Source organism: Algoriphagus sp. Y33, assembly GCF_014838715.1.
GTDB lineage: Bacteria > Bacteroidota > Bacteroidia > Cytophagales > Cyclobacteriaceae > Algoriphagus.
On sequence record NZ_CP061947.1, the window covers coordinates 6,111,967 to 6,127,540 of the forward strand.

Consider the following 15,574-nt stretch of genomic DNA (forward strand, 5'->3'; position numbering starts at 1 on the left):
GATTATAAACCGTGTGAGATTCCATGTGGCCTTTGAAAGACAAAATATAAACACATGAAACTACTGGACAAACTGATAATCAAGGATTTTCTCAAGACCTACTTTTTTGTAGTGGTCATGCTGGTTCTGGTAGTTTTGGTTTTGGATTTTACGGAAAAGAATGACACTTACATTAGGAATGAAGTGCCTTCCGGTGAGATTTTTAAATACATGGCTAATTATGGCTTGTATTTGAACAATCTTTTAACTCCTATTACTGTGTTTATTTCGGTTATTTTTATCACTTCCAAAATGGCAGGAAGGACGGAGATCATAGCTATACTGAGCAGTGGAGTAAGTTTTATGAGAATGCTAAGGCCTTTCCTTTTTGCCGCAGCCATGATAGGCGGCGCTAGCTTTTTATTGAACGGATGGGTTCTTCCCGGCGCTACTGCGGGAGTAACAAAATTCCGAATGACCTATTTGGACAAAGAGAAAACTTCCTCCGAGTCTAATCTTCATATCAAAGTAGGAGCGGATTCTTACGCCTACATAAGCCGGTTTTATAACACTGCAAATACAGGGTATCATTTCACTTTGGAGACTATTAAAGATGGAGAATTGCTGGCCAAGCTCTCTTCGGACCGAATAGAATGGGATACCGCCAAGCGGGTTTGGACTCTTCGCAAGTGGAGACTGCGGGAACTAAACGAACGGGGAGAAGTCTATACGGTAGGAGAGGATCTTGATACTACGCTTTCTATTCGGCCGGAAGATTTTGATTTGCCCGAGAAGCACCATGAGACTTTGAAGCTTCCTGACTTGGGGAGGCAGATTAAGATATTGGAAGAGCGTGGAGCAGATAATGTCGAGTTTTATAAAATTGAACGTTATGTGAGATTTATGTCACCTTTTGCTGCAATAATTCTGACTTTTATTGGGGTGATCATGTCGGCAAGAAAAACCCGTGGAGGTTCGGGTTTCCAAATTGCTATGGGCTTTTTGCTCGCATTTGTTTACATCATCTTATTTATTTTGTCCAGAACCTTTGCTGAAAACGGCACCTCATACCCGATTTTTGCAGTCTGGCTGCCCAATATCATTTTTGCTGCAACCGGCCTTTTGCTCTATAAAACAGTCCCACGCTAAATGAACGCTACGATTAAGGATTACCTAATGCTCCATTTGATTGTACTCATTTGGGGATTTACGGCTATTCTGGGATTGCTGATCAGTTTACCGGCAATAGAATTGGTTTTTTATAGAACCTTGATTGCGGCTGTGGGAGTGGCAGTGTTATTCTTGTTGAAAAAGAGAAATCTGCTCCTGCCTTTTCCGGACATGATTAAAGTCATGGGGGTAGGGTTTGTGATTGCTATGCACTGGATTCTCTTTTTCTGGTCAGCCAGAGTTTCCACTGCTTCCGTTTGTTTGGCGGGGATGGCGACGATCTCGCTGTGGACAGCATTTGTGGAGCCATTGTTCAATAGTACCAAAGTCAAATGGTATGAAGTAGGGCTTGGCCTGATGGCGATTTCAGGCTTGCTGGTGATTTTCAGCTTTGAATCAGGCTATTGGTTGGGATTGGGCATGGCTTTGGCTTCAGCATTTTGTGGTGCGGTTTTTTCTGTTTTGAATAGCAAGATTACCCATAAGCATAACCCCTATCAGATTACGTTTTATGAGATGGCTGGGGCATGCTTATTTACTGTATTATTTATGCCTATTTATTCCGGTTTCCTGACAGGGGAAGGATTGAATTTGGCATGGGGCGGCTACGATTGGTTTTGGCTCCTTGTTCTTGGTGGGATTTGCACGGTGTATGCTTTTTCTGTGTCGGTGGAGTTGATGAAGAGATTGTCGGTCTTTTCCATTAACCTGACAGTAAATATGGAACCTGTGTATGGGATTGTGTTGGCAGTGTTGATTTTTGGAGAAAGCGAAAAAATGACTCCGCAGTTTTACTTGGGTACTGGGATCATTTTGATGTCGGTGTTGAGCTATCCCGTTTTGAATTACTTGAACAGAAGGAGGAAACCTGTACGTCCACTGGGATGATAAAAATCTAGAGCATTGTAATATCCTTAAGAGTCGCCAATGCCATTTTTAACTCCTCATTTGAAATTTCTCCTATTTTTTCGATCAGCCTATTCTTAGAAATGGATCGGATGTGAAAAACCATCAACTCAGATTTCAGCCTCAAACCATTCTTTAGAGATGGTGCTAGGATTGGGTTTCCCTGATAGTTTTTGACCTTGGAAGTCAAAGGAGCGGTAATCACCACCTGCAGGAATTTATTCATCAGATTTCCGCTCAGAATAACAACCGGTCTTCTGCCGGCCTGCTCGGATCCCATCACGGGATTGAGATCGGACATCCAGATCTCACCTTGCTTCATCTTCAATCTGCTTTAGGTAATTGTCCATTTCTTCTTCTGCCACCATGAGAATGTCATCGTCTTGAGCCGCCTGCTTATATGATTTGACATATTCAGCTCTCTTGAGATGGTCGAGATAGAGATTGAGGGCATTTTCTACCAATTTGTTTTTTGGAAGAGAAAGCTTTTTGGCATAATCTGCAAGCCTCCGAAGGAGGTCATCGGGTAGGGTACTAGTGTAAGTCGCCATTGTATTTTGTATTTATATTTTACAAATATAAAATACAATAAAATAAGTAGCAAGCTTACTTTCAGTGTTTTATAATATTTCTTCAAACTTAAAATAGCTGTCTTCCCATTCAAGTGAAGTAGGCTTCTCCTCAAAAAGCCCAAAAACCGAAGAACCGGAACCTGACATGGCAGCATAATAAGCCCCGTTTTCATAGAGTTTACTTTTTATGGCAGCGATCTCGGGGTGGTTGGGGAATATACTGGCTTCGAAGTCATTTACAAGATCGCTCTGCCATCTGCTTTTATCTTTTAAAACCTCTTCAAGTTTTATTTTGGGGGGAGCAGGAGTGACTCCCGCATAAGCTTCTTTGGTACCTATATGAATTCCGGGATTGACCAAAACCAAATGGGTTCCGGAAAGGTCTAATTCCACGGGTTCCAGTAGCTCGCCTCTTCCTCTGGCAATTTTAGGAGTGTTTTCTACAAAAAAAGCACAATCACTTCCAAGTTGGGCCGCATATTCTTCCAGCAAGAAATCATCTAAGATCAGGTCAAAGAGATTATTCATCAACTTTAATGCAAATGCCGCATCTGCTGATCCACCGCCAAGCCCGGCTCCCATTGGGATGTTTTTATGCAAATGGATGCATACATGAGGCAAGTTTGGAAAATCTTTCTTCAGCAGCTGATAAGCTCTGAGAATGAGATTGTCCTTCGAATCTCCCGGGATATCGAAGCCACTAGCTGTAAAAATTGTTTTTTTGCTGTCAGTGATCATTTCTAAGGCATCGGTAAGTGGGATCGGGATCATACAGCTCTCAATATTATGGTAACCGTCTTTTCGTTTTGCAGTGATATGTAAGCCTAGGTTGATCTTAGCGTTTGGAAATGAAATCATTGAATTTGAAGTTTGATCAAAATTAGAACAAATTTTAGGGGATAGTGATTTTCCTCCGTTGATAATTCGGTAAAAAATCTAGCATTTGTTGAAGGAAATGTGGTATATCATTTTTCTTATTAAAAAAAAGAGAATAACTTTTGTTAATAATTGAGAAAATCAAAAATCAGTACAAAATTTTGAGAATTGAAATTTTGAACAAATCATTTGCTGGAAAACAGGGGAAAACTGAGGGTGTTGTGAACTTATATTTTGAAAAAATAAAATTTCCATACATTTTTTATCTGAGATACTAGAAAAATGTAAAATTAAATATTGTAAGTCTGAAAATTCGGTTTTAAGTTTGTCCCGTACTTCGGCATAACGTCGAAACCAAGCTCGAAAAACAGTATGTATAAAGTAGTCATTTTGCTAAGCGTAATTATTCTCATTGGATTCTAAATGTGAGGCACTAGACTATTCTTTATAATGAAATAAAAAAAAATCTGAAGTGCCTCACTAACCTGAGGCACTTTTTTTATACCCCCATGAATATGACCCTGAAAAAACACAGTTGGGAAATAAGCGACAATCCTGAGCATCCGGCAGGCATGGCAATGTTGTATGCCACCGGGATGAGTGACAAGAAAATGAAACAGCCATTTGTAGGGATAGCCAGTTGTGGCTATGAGAGTAATCCCTGCAATATGCACCTGAACGACTTCGCCGGTCTGATCAAAACCTCCTCACAGGAGTATGATCTGACCGGTTTGGTTTTTAATACCATAGGGATTTCTGATGGGACTACCATGGGCACATTGGGAATGCGCTACTCATTGGTTTCAAGAGAAGTGATTGCTGATTCCATTGAATCATTTGTCATAGGGCATTCTTTCGATGGTTGCGTGGCAGTCGCTGGATGTGACAAGAATATGCCGGGAGCATTAATGGGGATGATACGAACCGATAGACCCGGTATTTTGGTATACGGGGGCACTATAGCTTCAGGCAATTATAAAGGTGAAAAGCTGAATATCGTATCTGCTTTCGAGGCCTTTGGTAAGCGGGTAAATGGGAATATCTCAGATGAGGACTATGATGGTGTCATCCGCAATGCATGTCCCGGGAAAGGCGCTTGTGGTGGAATGTACACCGCAAATACCATGTCTTCTGCGATAGAAGCAATGGGGATGTCTCTTCCTTATTCGGCTTCCTATCCTGCCAATTCTCAGGAGAAGCTCCGAGAGTGCCGCGAGGTTAATAAATACATGAGAATACTGTTGGAACAGGATATCAAACCCAGTGATATCATTACCAGAAAAAGCATAGAGAACGCGGTTACAGTTGCCATTGCTTTGGGGGGGAGTACAAATGCAGTAATGCACATCATCGCAATAGCAAGAACCGCAGGTGTTGATTTTACTATTGAGGATTTTAAAGCGATCAATGCCAAGACTCCCATGATAGGTGATTTCAAACCATCGGGTAAATTCATGATGGAAGATCTGCATGAGCAGGGCGGTGTTCCGGCATTTATGAAGTACATGCTGCTTAATGGATTCTTGCATGGTGACTGTATGACTGTGACAGGAAGAACATTGGAGGAAAACCTAAAAGACATAGAGCCGGTCACAGTTTCTATGGTGAATGTGATTCACCCATTAGAAACACCAATTAAAGCCACAGGACACTTGTGTATACTAGAGGGGAACTTGGCACCGGAAGGAGCTGTGGCAAAAATCACAGGGAAAGAAGGCAGCTCATTTACGGGGCCCGCCCATGTATTCGATTCGGAGCAGGAAGCGAATGATGCAATCCGGGATCACAAAGTGCAAAAAGGTGAAGTGCTTGTCATCCGGAACATAGGGCCAAAAGGAGGTCCCGGAATGCCGGAAATGCTAAAACCTACCTCCATGATTATAGGGGCTGGATTGGGAGCGGATGTTGCATTGATCACTGATGGAAGATTCTCTGGTGGCACACACGGATTTGTGGTGGGGCACGTTACCCCTGAGGCTTGGAGCGGCGGACCTATAGGATTGGTACAAAATGGAGATATTATCACCATAGATGCTGAAGGATTGAAGCTTTCCGTGGCAGTCTCCGAGGAGGAATTAGCCGAAAGAAAAAAATCTTGGAAGCAGAAAGACGTTTCTGACTTGCAGGGGACATTAAAGAAATACAACAAATTAGTATCTACCGCATCCGAAGGTTGCGTAACAGACAAATTCTAAGCCCATGAAGGATTCAATGATAAGAGGAGCTGACATAGTTGTTAGGTCACTCATTGCCGAGAATGCGGAAATAATCTTCGGATATCCCGGAGGAGCGATAATGCCCGTTTATGATGCATTACATGATTATCATGAAGAGTTGAGACACGTCCTAACTCGCCATGAGCAGGGAGCGATCCACGCAGCTCAGGGATATGCTAGGGTGTCCGGAAAAGTAGGTGTCTGTCTGGCTACTTCAGGCCCGGGAGCTACCAATCTGATAACCGGTATGGCTGACGCACAGATCGATAGTACTCCATTAGTATGTATTACAGGGCAGGTAGCTTCACATTTGTTGGGGACAGATGCATTTCAGGAAACTGACGTAGTGGGTATATCAATGCCGGCCACTAAGTGGAATATCCAGGTTAGACGTGTGGAGGATATCGCTCCCGCAATCGCCAAGGGATTTTATATCGCCCGATCGGGAAGGCCTGGGCCGGTACTAATTGATATCACTAAGGATGCCCAGCAGGATTTTGGTCACTTCAATTATCAGCCATGTTTAGGCTTTCGGTCTTATAAAACACATATCCCGGTAGAGAAAACTGCTATTCAAGAAGCTTCATTCTTAATCAATATGGCCAAGAGACCTTATGTTCTATTTGGTCAAGGGGTTGTGTTGGGAAAGGCGGAAGAGGAATTGAAGGCGTTTTTGGAGAAGTCCGGTATTCCCGCGGCATGTACTTTGCTGGGTTCTGGAGCATTGTCGGAGGATCATCCTAATTATGTGGGAAAACTTGGGATGCATGGAAATTATGCCCCAAATTTGCTGACTAATCAATGTGATGTTCTGATCGCGGTAGGTATGAGATTTGATGACCGTGTCACCGGAGATTTGAAGCGCTATGCTAAGCAGGCAAAAGTGATTCATTTGGAGTTGGACCCGGCAGAGATCAACAAAAATGTGAAGTGTGAAGTAGCCGTATTGGGGAGCTGCAAGGACAGCTTGGCATTATTGACAGCTGCGGTGAGAGAGAATTCATATCCGCAGTGGATGGCCAAGTTTAAAGAGTTGGCAGATCAAGAAAGGGCGACAGTTATCGAGCCTGATTTGACTCCAACAAAACCAGGGTTGACTATGGGGGAAGTGATTCACCGAATCAATAAATACAAAGCTGATGACGCGGTGCTTGTAACTGACGTAGGACAGCATCAGATGATATCGTGGAGATATTTCAACTTTAAGAAGTCAAGAACGCAAGTTACTTCCGGCGGTTTGGGAACTATGGGATTTGCGCTTCCGGCTGCGCTTGGAGCTCAGATGTATGACTTCTCCAGACAGGTGGTATGTGTAGTCGGTGATGGTGGTATACAGATGACTATTCAGGAATTGGGAACCATCATGCAGACTAAAGCTCCTGTGAAGATTGTGCTGCTTAACAACAATTTCTTGGGAATGGTGAGACAATGGCAGCAAATGTTCTTTGACAAGCGCTACTCATTTACTGAACTTGACAATCCTGATTTTATTAAGATTGCTGAGGCATATAATATTCAAGCTCAAAAGGTCACAGAACGTGGTGATTTGCAAGAGGCGATTGAAGATATGCTAATTCACGATGGTCCATATTTTCTTGAAGTAGTAGTGGAAAAAGAAGATAATGTGTTCCCGATGATTGCCACTGGCTGTTCGGTGGAAGAGGTAAGACTTAGCTAATCCAGCTCTATGAAATCGAGCCTGTTGAGGCAGACAGGCATGAGTCAGGCATCACAAAGGGAATGATTATCCACAATGCGAGATTCCATATGGCCATTAAAGGTCAAATTATAAACATATGAAACGATATACTATATTCGTTATTACCGAGAATTTCATCGGTATCCTTAATCGCATCACCATTATTTTTACCCGAAGAGGTATAAATATCGATGCACTTACAGCCTCCGAAAGCCGCTTGGAGGGGATTCATCGGATCACGATAGAGGTTACTGCTTCGGAAGACACAGTGATTCAGCTGGTCAATCAGATCGAGAAAATCATCGATGTGATCAAGGCATTCTATCATGAGGATGAGAGTGTTGTATATCAGGAGATTGCGTTGTATAAAATTCCTGTTTCCCGTCTTGATGGTGGGCTTGAGAAGATTATTCGTCAGCACAATGCGAAGATTATTGCCGCAGAGCCTGATTTTGTGGTCTTAGAACTGACTGGACATAAGGAGCAAACTCAGGAGTTGCTCGAAATTCTAAAAGGCTACGGGCTCTTGGAATTTGCCAGATCAGGAAGAGTAGCTGTAGCAAAAAGAATGTTGACAATTGACAGTTTTGTCAAATAATAATAAACCAAAAAAGGGATTCCAAAGGAACCTATTAAACACTAGTAATAAATTATAAAAGCTCATGAAATCGAGCATGACAAGAGCGTTACACGCGAGTGTAATTATCAACCATGCGAGATTCCATCTGACCATCAAAAATCAAAATAAAAAACAGATGAAATTAAAATTCGGCTCAACAGAAGAAAACGTAGTAACTAGGGAAGAGTTTCCACTGGAAAAAGCAAGAGAAGTACTCAAGGACGAAGTGATCGCAGTATTGGGTTATGGCGTTCAAGGTCCAGGTCAGGCGCTTAACTTGAAAGACAACGGGTTCAATGTGATTGTAGGTCAGCGTAAAGGCTCAAAGACTTGGGACAAAGCCGTGGCTGATGGCTGGGTTCCGGGAGAGACACTTTTCGAATTGGAAGAAGCTTGCGAAAAAGGCACAATTCTTCAATTTCTTCTTTCTGATGCAGGACAAATTGCGCTATGGCCGACTGTAAGAAAACACCTTACTCCAGGCAAGGCATTATATTTCTCCCATGGTTTCGGTGTGACTTACAAAGATAAAACAGGCATTGTTCCTCCTGCTGATGTGGATGTGATTTTGGTAGCTCCAAAAGGTTCCGGTACTTCATTGAGAAGAATGTTTGTAGAGGGCAGGGGATTGAATTCTTCTTATGCAATCTACCAGGACGGAACCGGTAAGGCTAAAGACCGTGTTGTAGCTCTTGGAATCGGTGTAGGCTCAGGATATTTGTTCGAGACGGATTTCTACCGTGAAGTAACTTCTGATTTGACAGGTGAAAGAGGTACCTTAATGGGAGCTATTCAGGGAATATTTGCAGCTCAGTACGAAGTGTTGAGATCAAATGGCCATACTCCTTCTGAGGCTTTCAACGAAACAGTAGAAGAATTGACCCAATCATTGATGCCATTGGTAGCTGAAAACGGAATGGATTGGATGTATGCAAACTGTTCTACTACGGCACAAAGAGGAGCTTTGGATTGGTGGAAGCCTTTCAGAGATGCTACTAAGCCAGTATTCGAAGAACTATACAACAGTGTAAAAACCGGACAAGAGGCGCAGAAGTCAATTGACTCTAACTCTAAAGAAGATTATAGAGTGAAATTGGAAGCTGAATTGAAAGAATTGAGAGATTCTGAAATGTGGCAGGCAGGTGCTGTCGTCCGTCAATTGAGACCAGAAAATAATTAATATAAAACCCCCAAGAATTATGAGTGAGAAGCTATGGATATTTGACACTACCCTGAGAGATGGGGAGCAAGTGCCCGGGTGTCAGCTGAATACCCAGGAGAAAATTGTGGTAGCAAAAGCACTGGAAGAATTAGGTGTAGATATTATCGAAGCTGGATTTCCAATTTCAAGTCCGGGAGATTTCAATTCTGTACTCGAGATTTCAAAGGCAGTTTCAAACCCGATTATCTGTGCCCTCTCCAGAGCTGTTGAGAAAGATATCGAAGTAGCTGCTCAGTCCCTCAAATTTGCAAAGAAAGGCCGCATACATACCGGTATTGGTGTTTCTCCTTATCATATTCAATACAAACTGCGCTCTACCCCCGAGGATATTATTGCCCGGGGTGTAGCGGCAGTCAAATTTGCCAGAAGGTTTGTGGATGATGTGGAGTTTTACGCTGAAGATGCCGGGAGAGCTGAGTCTGACTTCTTAAATAGGATCATTGAAGAAGTGATCAAAGCCGGAGCTACTGTGGTCAATATACCGGATACCACCGGGTATTGTCTCCCTGAACAATACGGAGCCATAATCGCCAGTTTGAAAAATAACGTTCCGAATATCGACAAAGCTATTATTGCTACCCATTGTCACAACGATCTGGGTATGGCTACTGCAAATACCGTAGCAGGTGTGCAGCATGGAGCACGTCAAGTGGAAGTGACCATCAACGGCATAGGTGAGCGGGCAGGCAATACATCCATGGAAGAAGTGGTGATGGCTATTAAATGCCATAAGTCCATTGAGGTTCATACGGATATTGTCACTCCAAAAATTTACAATACTAGCCGCTTGGTTTCCAAATTGATGAATATGCCCGTGCAGCCTAATAAAGCTATTGTGGGTAGAAATGCATTTGCGCATTCATCAGGAATCCATCAAGATGGTGTGCTGAAGCATAGAGAGAATTATGAAATCATCGACCCTAAAGATGTCGGAGTAGCGGAATCTACCATTGTCCTTACGGCGAGATCCGGTCGTGCAGCATTGAAGCATCACTTGGATGCTTTGGGAGTAGAATTGGAAGGGGAAGCACTTCGGGAAGTGTACGAGGAGTTTTTGATTCTTGCAGATAATAAGAGAGATATAGGGAGAAAAGACCTACTTGGTTTGGTGGGAAAATACATGGAAGAATCCAATTTTATCGAATTGGGTAGAGTTACCTATTCTTCCAATGGAACTATCCAAGCTCAAGTGGAACTGAAAATTGGGGATGAATCCCATACATCTACAGCACATGGTAACGGGCCTGTAGATGCAGTCTTAAAAGCAATTGATAAAATAGCCAAGCCGGCAGTGGATTTGGAAGAATTTCTGATTCAGGCGATCACCCATGGCAGCGATGATGTGGCCAAAGTTCACATGAGATTAATCAAAGGAGAAAAGCCTTATTATGGCTTTGCCTCTAATACAGACATCGTCTTAGCTTCAGCTCAGGCTTTCGTCGATGCACTTAATAAAATCCCGGTCAAAGAATATGCGACCGCATAATTATGGAAAAAACAACTTTATTTGATAAAATCTGGGACTCCCATGTCGTGAAATCAGTTCCCGATGGGCCAGATGTTTTCTTCATTGATAAACATTTTATCCATGAAGTAACCTCACCGGTAGCATTCCTTAATCTGGAGAAGCGTGGAATAGGAGTAAAAAACCCATATCGAACGGTTGCTACCCCGGATCATAACGTACCTACGGTTGATCAGGACAAAACGATCAAGGATAAACTTTCTAGGATGCAGGTGGAAAGACTTCGTGAGAACTGTGCTAAATATGGCATTGAGCTTCACGATTTGGGATCTGCCCATCACGGTATCGTTCATGTGATAGGCCCGGAGCTTGGCATCACCCAGCCGGGTATGACCATCGTTTGTGGAGATAGCCATACTTCTACGCATGGTGCTTTTGGTGCTATCGCTTTTGGTATCGGTACTTCAGAGGTTGAAATGGTTTTGGCGACGCAGTGTATTATGCAGTCTAAAGCCAAAAAAATGAGAATTACTATCGATGGGGTGGCAGGTAAAGGTGTGACATCCAAAGACTTGATTCTTTACGTCATTGCCCAAATCTCTGCGGCTGGAGCTACTGGGTACTTTGTGGAATATGCAGGTTCTGCAATCCAGAGCCTTTCCATGGAAGCCAGAATGACCGTCTGTAACATGTCGATAGAGATGGGAGCACGTGGTGGCCTGATAGCACCTGATGAGACCACTTTCGAATACTTAAAGGGAAAGCAATACGCTCCTAAGGGTGAAGAGTGGGATAAGGCCGTTGCATATTGGAAAACGCTGAAAACTGACGAAGGTGCTGTTTTTGATAAAGAATACCATTTTGATGCTGCGGATATCGAGCCGATGATTACCTACGGCACTAATCCCGGTATGGGAATCAAAGTTGTAGGGAAAATTCCTACAACTGAAGGTATGGAGGGAAGCAACAAAACTTCTTATCTTAAATCTTTAGCCTATATGGGCTTTGAGCCAGGTGAAGCTATCAAAGGCAAAAAAGTCGATTTCGTTTTTGTAGGATCATGTACTAATGGACGTATTGAGGATATTCGCTCGGTAGCAGCATTTGTAAAAGGACATAAGAAAGCTGATAACATCACCGCTTGGATAGTGCCAGGTTCCCGTGAAGTGGAGAAAATGGCGCATGAAGAAGGATTAGTGAAAATTTTGGAAGAAGCGGGATTCGAACTTCGTCAGCCAGGTTGTTCGGCTTGCTTGGCAATGAATGATGACAAAATTCCTTCTGGAAAGTACGCCGTGTCTACTTCCAATAGAAATTTCGAAGGTCGTCAAGGTCCTGGAGCACGTACCATGCTTGCCTCTCCTTTGACTGTAGCAGCAGTAGCTGTGAGAGGTGAAATCTGCGACCCAAGAGAAGTATTCGAAAATTAATATGAAGTTGGAAATTGAAAATCTTCCAAAAGAGAATTTTCAAATCTTCCAATCCGCCACGGCGGACAAGTTCTTTCAATCTTTCAATCGATAAAAAATGGCTTACGATAAATTTACTGTTCTCACCAGTACTGCGGTTCCTTTACCGACAGACAATGTGGATACAGATCAAATCATCCCTGCACGATTCCTGAAGGCTACAGAGCGGGAAGGTTTCGGAGACAATCTTTTCCGTGACTGGAGATACGATGTGGAGGGAAATCCCAAAAAGGATTTTGTCCTGAACGACCCTACCTATAGTGGCAAAATCTTGGTTTCCGGAAGAAATTTCGGTTCAGGATCCAGCCGTGAGCACGCAGTTTGGGCAATTTATGACTATGGATTCAGGTGCGTGGTTTCCAGCTTTTTCGCAGATATCTTCAAAAACAACTGCTTGAATATCGGAGTGTTGCCGGTGACAGTTTCTCCTGAATTTGCGGACAAATTACTTGAGACGATTACAGCTAATCCTGCTACTACGATCACAGTAGATATTCCTTCTCAGAAGATTACGTTAGATTCTACAGGTGAATCTGAATCTTTTGACATCAACGAATACAAGAAAGATAACATGCAGAATGGCTTCGATGACATCGACTATTTATTGAATATGTCGGAGGAAATCGACGCATTTGCAGCGAACAAATAAGTGAAAATGACCGCAGGGAAGCGCATTGAAATAATGGACACAACGTTGAGGGATGGTGAACAGACCTCAAGTGTTTCCTTTTTGCCTTCTGAAAAGCTGCAGATCGCCAAACTTTTGCTCGATGAATTGAAAGTAGATCGGATAGAGGTGGCTTCAGCAAGAGTCTCAGAAGGTGAGTTGGAAGGAGTACAGAAAATCACGCATTGGGCAGCTGAGAAAGGCTACTTGGATCGTGTAGAGGTGTTAGGGTTTGTGGACACGCCAGCTTCTGTGGATTGGCTTATGAAAGCCGGTGCCAAAGTTATGAATCTACTGACTAAAGGTTCGCACAATCACTTAGTTCATCAGCTTAAAAAAACTCAGGAGGAGCATTTTCACGACATCCAAAAAAGTATAGAATATGCTCAGCAGAATGGGATAGATGTAAATGTCTATTTGGAAGATTGGTCTAATGGCATGCGTAATTCCCAGGAATATACACTTGCATTAATAGAATTTCTGACGACTTTGCCAGTGAAGCGAATTATGCTCCCTGATACGTTGGGACTGCTTTCTCCGGAGGAGACTAAGGACTTTTTCATCCAGATCTGTACTGCCTTTCCTGATGCACATTTCGACTTTCATGCGCATAACGACTATGATCTTTCAGTCGCGAATGTCATGGAGGCGATCATGTACGGGGCATCAGGAATTCATACTACGATCAATGGTTTGGGTGAAAGGGCAGGAAATGCGCCTCTAGAATCAGTGATAGCCGTAATCAAAGATTTTACGGATCTTCAAATCAATGTGCAGGAGCAGAAAATCTACCGCGTCAGTAAATTGGTAGAACAATTTTCAGGGCAGCATATTCCAGCAAACAAGCCTGTGGTAGGAGAGAATGTTTTTACCCAGACAGCGGGAATTCACGCTGACGGGGATAATAAAAAGAACCTTTACTTCAACGATTTACTTCCTGAGCGATTTGGGCGTCAACGGAAATATGCTCTTGGCAAGACTTCCGGTAAAGCCAATATTGTCAAGAATTTGGAAGAATTGGGGATTTCTCTGGAAAAGGACGAACTCACCAAAGTAACTCAACGCATCATCGAACTCGGTGATAAAAAGGAACGGGTGACTACCGAGGATTTGCCGTACATCATTTCAGATGTGTTGCAGAACAATTCCATCTCTAAGAATATCTTTATTGAAGGTTATCACATGACGCATTCCAAAGGCTTGAAGCCTTCGGTACAGCTGAGATTAAATATTTATGGGAAATCTTATGATGCCACCGCTACAGGAGATGGTCAATATGATTCCTTCATGCGGGCTATAAAAAAAATCTATAAATCCCGAAAAAGGCAACTTCCTAAGTTGATCGATTACCATGTTTCAATTCCTCCCGGAGGAAAAACGGATGCTTTCGTAGAGACCGTCATCACATGGGATTATGGGAAAATATTCAAAACAAAGGGGCTTGATCCCGACCAAACAGTGGCAGCGATGATGGCCACGGAGAAAATGCTGAACATCGTCGAATCTTTTAATCAAACACCAACGAAAGAAGAATCCAAGTTTTATGGAAATGAATATCGCGCTGTTGCCGGGTGACGGCATCGGACCTGAAGTAATCGACCAGGCTGTGAAAGTAGTGAAAGCTATCGGCCAGAAATTCGGACACAAAATCACGTTTACAGAAGCAGTAGTGGGAGCGGCGGCTATCGATGCGACGGGTGAACCTTACCCAGATTCTACTCATGAAATCGCAGCGGCTTCCGATGCAGTTCTTTTCGGAGCTATCGGTGATCCTAAATATGATAATGACCCGAAAGCAAAGGTTCGTCCAGAGCAAGGTTTGTTGTTGATGCGTCAGAAATTGGGGTTGTTTGCCAATGTTCGACCAACCTTCACTTTTCCTTCTTTAGTGCACAAATCTCCTTTGAAGTTGGATCGTGTAGATGGTGTTGACTTTGTCTTCTTCAGAGAATTGACGGGAGGGATTTACTTCGGTGAGCCTAGAGGAAGAAATGAGCAAGGAACCAAAGCATTTGATACCAATGTGTACAGCAAGCATGAGATTGTACGCTTGGCAAGAATGGGATTCGAAGCTGCACAGAAAAGAAGAAAATTACTTACCTGTGTGGATAAAGCGAATGTAATGGCTACTTCCAGACTTTGGAGAGAAACCGTACAGGAGCTTGCTCCAGAATATCCGGATGTGAAAGTAGAATATGAATTTGTAGATGCAGTAGCGATGCGCCTTATCCAGTGGCCAAAAGCTTACGATGTATTGATTACCGAGAACTTATTTGGGGATATTTTGACAGATGAAGCTTCTGTGATTTCAGGTTCTATGGGCTTGATGCCATCTGCTTCCTTGGGCACTTCTATAAAATTGTTTGAACCAATTCACGGATCATACCCTCAGGCCGCAGGAAAAGATATTGCCAATCCATTGGCGACTGTACTTTCTGCAGCGATGATGTTTGATTATGCATTTGATCTGAAAGATGAAGCGCAGTTGATTTCAGACGTAGTGAATCTTTCTCTTGAAGAAGGTTTTGTAACCGAAGATATCGCAGATGGCGGTACGGCTTACAAAACTTCTGAAGTTGGCGATTGGCTAGCTGCGAAGATATTGGCTTAGGCTTATATTGTTGATAAAGTAAAAACCACTTTGGGAGAGGTGGTTTTTGTTTTTTTTAAAATATGCTGAAGTTTTTATTCAAATATTTGTTTTTTTATTGAGG

Annotated in this window: 14 protein-coding genes; 11 read left to right on the forward strand and 3 right to left on the reverse strand. The window is 42.9% G+C overall.

Annotated features, from left to right (window positions below):
* Positions 1-54: 54 nt before the first annotated feature.
* Complete coding sequence (locus tag ID165_RS25195) at positions 55-1,128, forward strand: LptF/LptG family permease (RefSeq protein ID WP_192348145.1); 1,074 nt, start codon at positions 55-57, stop codon at positions 1,126-1,128.
* Positions 1,129-2,037, forward strand: coding sequence for a DMT family transporter (locus tag ID165_RS25200; protein WP_192348146.1), 909 nt, complete (start codon positions 1,129-1,131; stop codon positions 2,035-2,037).
* A gap of 7 nt (positions 2,038-2,044) precedes the next feature.
* On the opposite strand, the gene ID165_RS25205 is transcribed toward ID165_RS25200, so the two are convergent.
* The 3 genes from ID165_RS25205 to ispE all read right to left on the reverse strand — a co-directional run bounded on the left by ID165_RS25205 (position 2,045) and on the right by ispE (position 3,485).
* Complete coding sequence (locus ID165_RS25205; RefSeq protein WP_192348147.1) at positions 2,045-2,377, reverse strand: type II toxin-antitoxin system PemK/MazF family toxin; 333 nt, start codon at positions 2,375-2,377, stop codon at positions 2,045-2,047.
* Positions 2,364-2,606, reverse strand: a complete 243-nt coding sequence (locus ID165_RS25210; protein ID WP_192348148.1) for a CopG family transcriptional regulator — start codon at positions 2,604-2,606, stop codon at positions 2,364-2,366. Before ID165_RS25210 ends, ID165_RS25205 begins: the two co-directional genes overlap by 14 nt.
* Before the next feature lie 69 nt (positions 2,607-2,675).
* Positions 2,676-3,485, reverse strand: coding sequence for a 4-(cytidine 5'-diphospho)-2-C-methyl-D-erythritol kinase (gene ispE, locus ID165_RS25215; protein ID WP_192348149.1), 810 nt, complete (start codon positions 3,483-3,485; stop codon positions 2,676-2,678).
* A gap of 533 nt (positions 3,486-4,018) precedes the next feature.
* Between ispE and ilvD the strand changes: the two genes are divergently transcribed.
* From ilvD to leuB, 9 genes are all read left to right on the forward strand, one after another.
* A complete protein-coding gene (gene ilvD / locus ID165_RS25220) occupies positions 4,019-5,698 on the forward strand; it encodes a dihydroxy-acid dehydratase (protein ID WP_192348150.1) in 1,680 nt (559 codons plus the stop codon).
* A 4-nt stretch (positions 5,699-5,702) separates the two neighbouring features.
* Positions 5,703-7,397, forward strand: a complete 1,695-nt coding sequence (gene ilvB / locus ID165_RS25225; protein ID WP_192348151.1) for a biosynthetic-type acetolactate synthase large subunit — start codon at positions 5,703-5,705, stop codon at positions 7,395-7,397.
* Between the two features lie 118 nt (positions 7,398-7,515).
* Positions 7,516-8,016, forward strand: coding sequence for an acetolactate synthase small subunit (ilvN, locus tag ID165_RS25230; RefSeq protein ID WP_057939693.1), 501 nt, complete (start codon positions 7,516-7,518; stop codon positions 8,014-8,016).
* 157 nt (positions 8,017-8,173) lie between these two features.
* On the forward strand, positions 8,174-9,217 hold the full coding sequence (ilvC, locus tag ID165_RS25235; RefSeq protein ID WP_192348152.1) for a ketol-acid reductoisomerase: 1,044 nt from the start codon (positions 8,174-8,176) through the stop codon (positions 9,215-9,217).
* Between the two features lie 19 nt (positions 9,218-9,236).
* Positions 9,237-10,745 (forward strand): 2-isopropylmalate synthase, encoded by a 1,509-nt coding sequence (locus ID165_RS25240; protein WP_192348153.1) that lies wholly within the window; start codon positions 9,237-9,239, stop codon positions 10,743-10,745.
* 2 nt (positions 10,746-10,747) lie between these two features.
* Complete coding sequence (gene leuC, locus ID165_RS25245) at positions 10,748-12,154, forward strand: 3-isopropylmalate dehydratase large subunit (RefSeq protein ID WP_192348154.1); 1,407 nt, start codon at positions 10,748-10,750, stop codon at positions 12,152-12,154.
* Positions 12,155-12,251: 97 nt separating this feature from the next.
* Positions 12,252-12,842 carry a 3-isopropylmalate dehydratase small subunit gene (gene leuD / locus ID165_RS25250; RefSeq protein WP_192348155.1) on the forward strand — a complete coding sequence of 197 codons (591 nt, stop codon included), beginning with the start codon at positions 12,252-12,254 and terminating at the stop codon, positions 12,840-12,842.
* A 6-nt stretch (positions 12,843-12,848) separates the two neighbouring features.
* Complete coding sequence (locus ID165_RS25255; RefSeq protein ID WP_192348156.1) at positions 12,849-14,435, forward strand: alpha-isopropylmalate synthase regulatory domain-containing protein; 1,587 nt, start codon at positions 12,849-12,851, stop codon at positions 14,433-14,435.
* The gene (gene leuB, locus ID165_RS25260; protein WP_192348157.1) at positions 14,404-15,471 is read left to right on the forward strand and encodes a 3-isopropylmalate dehydrogenase; all 1,068 of its coding nucleotides are present in this window, start codon (positions 14,404-14,406) and stop codon (positions 15,469-15,471) included. The genes ID165_RS25255 and leuB overlap by 32 nt, the downstream gene beginning before the upstream one ends.
* Positions 15,472-15,574: the final 103 nt, after the last annotated feature.

What these genes read in the sequence shown, in the direction of transcription:
- ID165_RS25195 (WP_192348145.1), top strand. Translation starts at nt 55, where the DNA reads ATGAAACTACTGGACAAACTGATAATCAAGGATTTTCTCAAGACCTAC.
- ID165_RS25200 (WP_192348146.1), top strand. Translation starts at nt 1,129, where the DNA reads ATGAACGCTACGATTAAGGATTACCTAATGCTCCATTTGATTGTACTC.
- ID165_RS25205 (WP_192348147.1), bottom strand. Translation starts at nt 2,377, where the DNA reads ATGAAGCAAGGTGAGATCTGGATGTCCGATCTCAATCCCGTGATGGGA.
- ID165_RS25210 (WP_192348148.1), bottom strand. Translation starts at nt 2,606, where the DNA reads ATGGCGACTTACACTAGTACCCTACCCGATGACCTCCTTCGGAGGCTT.
- ispE (WP_192348149.1), bottom strand. Translation starts at nt 3,485, where the DNA reads ATGATTTCATTTCCAAACGCTAAGATCAACCTAGGCTTACATATCACT.
- ilvD (WP_192348150.1), top strand. Translation starts at nt 4,019, where the DNA reads ATGACCCTGAAAAAACACAGTTGGGAAATAAGCGACAATCCTGAGCAT.
- ilvB (WP_192348151.1), top strand. Translation starts at nt 5,703, where the DNA reads ATGAAGGATTCAATGATAAGAGGAGCTGACATAGTTGTTAGGTCACTC.
- ilvN (WP_057939693.1), top strand. Translation starts at nt 7,516, where the DNA reads ATGAAACGATATACTATATTCGTTATTACCGAGAATTTCATCGGTATC.
- ilvC (WP_192348152.1), top strand. Translation starts at nt 8,174, where the DNA reads ATGAAATTAAAATTCGGCTCAACAGAAGAAAACGTAGTAACTAGGGAA.
- ID165_RS25240 (WP_192348153.1), top strand. Translation starts at nt 9,237, where the DNA reads ATGAGTGAGAAGCTATGGATATTTGACACTACCCTGAGAGATGGGGAG.
- leuC (WP_192348154.1), top strand. Translation starts at nt 10,748, where the DNA reads ATGGAAAAAACAACTTTATTTGATAAAATCTGGGACTCCCATGTCGTG.
- leuD (WP_192348155.1), top strand. Translation starts at nt 12,252, where the DNA reads ATGGCTTACGATAAATTTACTGTTCTCACCAGTACTGCGGTTCCTTTA.
- ID165_RS25255 (WP_192348156.1), top strand. Translation starts at nt 12,849, where the DNA reads ATGACCGCAGGGAAGCGCATTGAAATAATGGACACAACGTTGAGGGAT.
- leuB (WP_192348157.1), top strand. Translation starts at nt 14,404, where the DNA reads ATGGAAATGAATATCGCGCTGTTGCCGGGTGACGGCATCGGACCTGAA.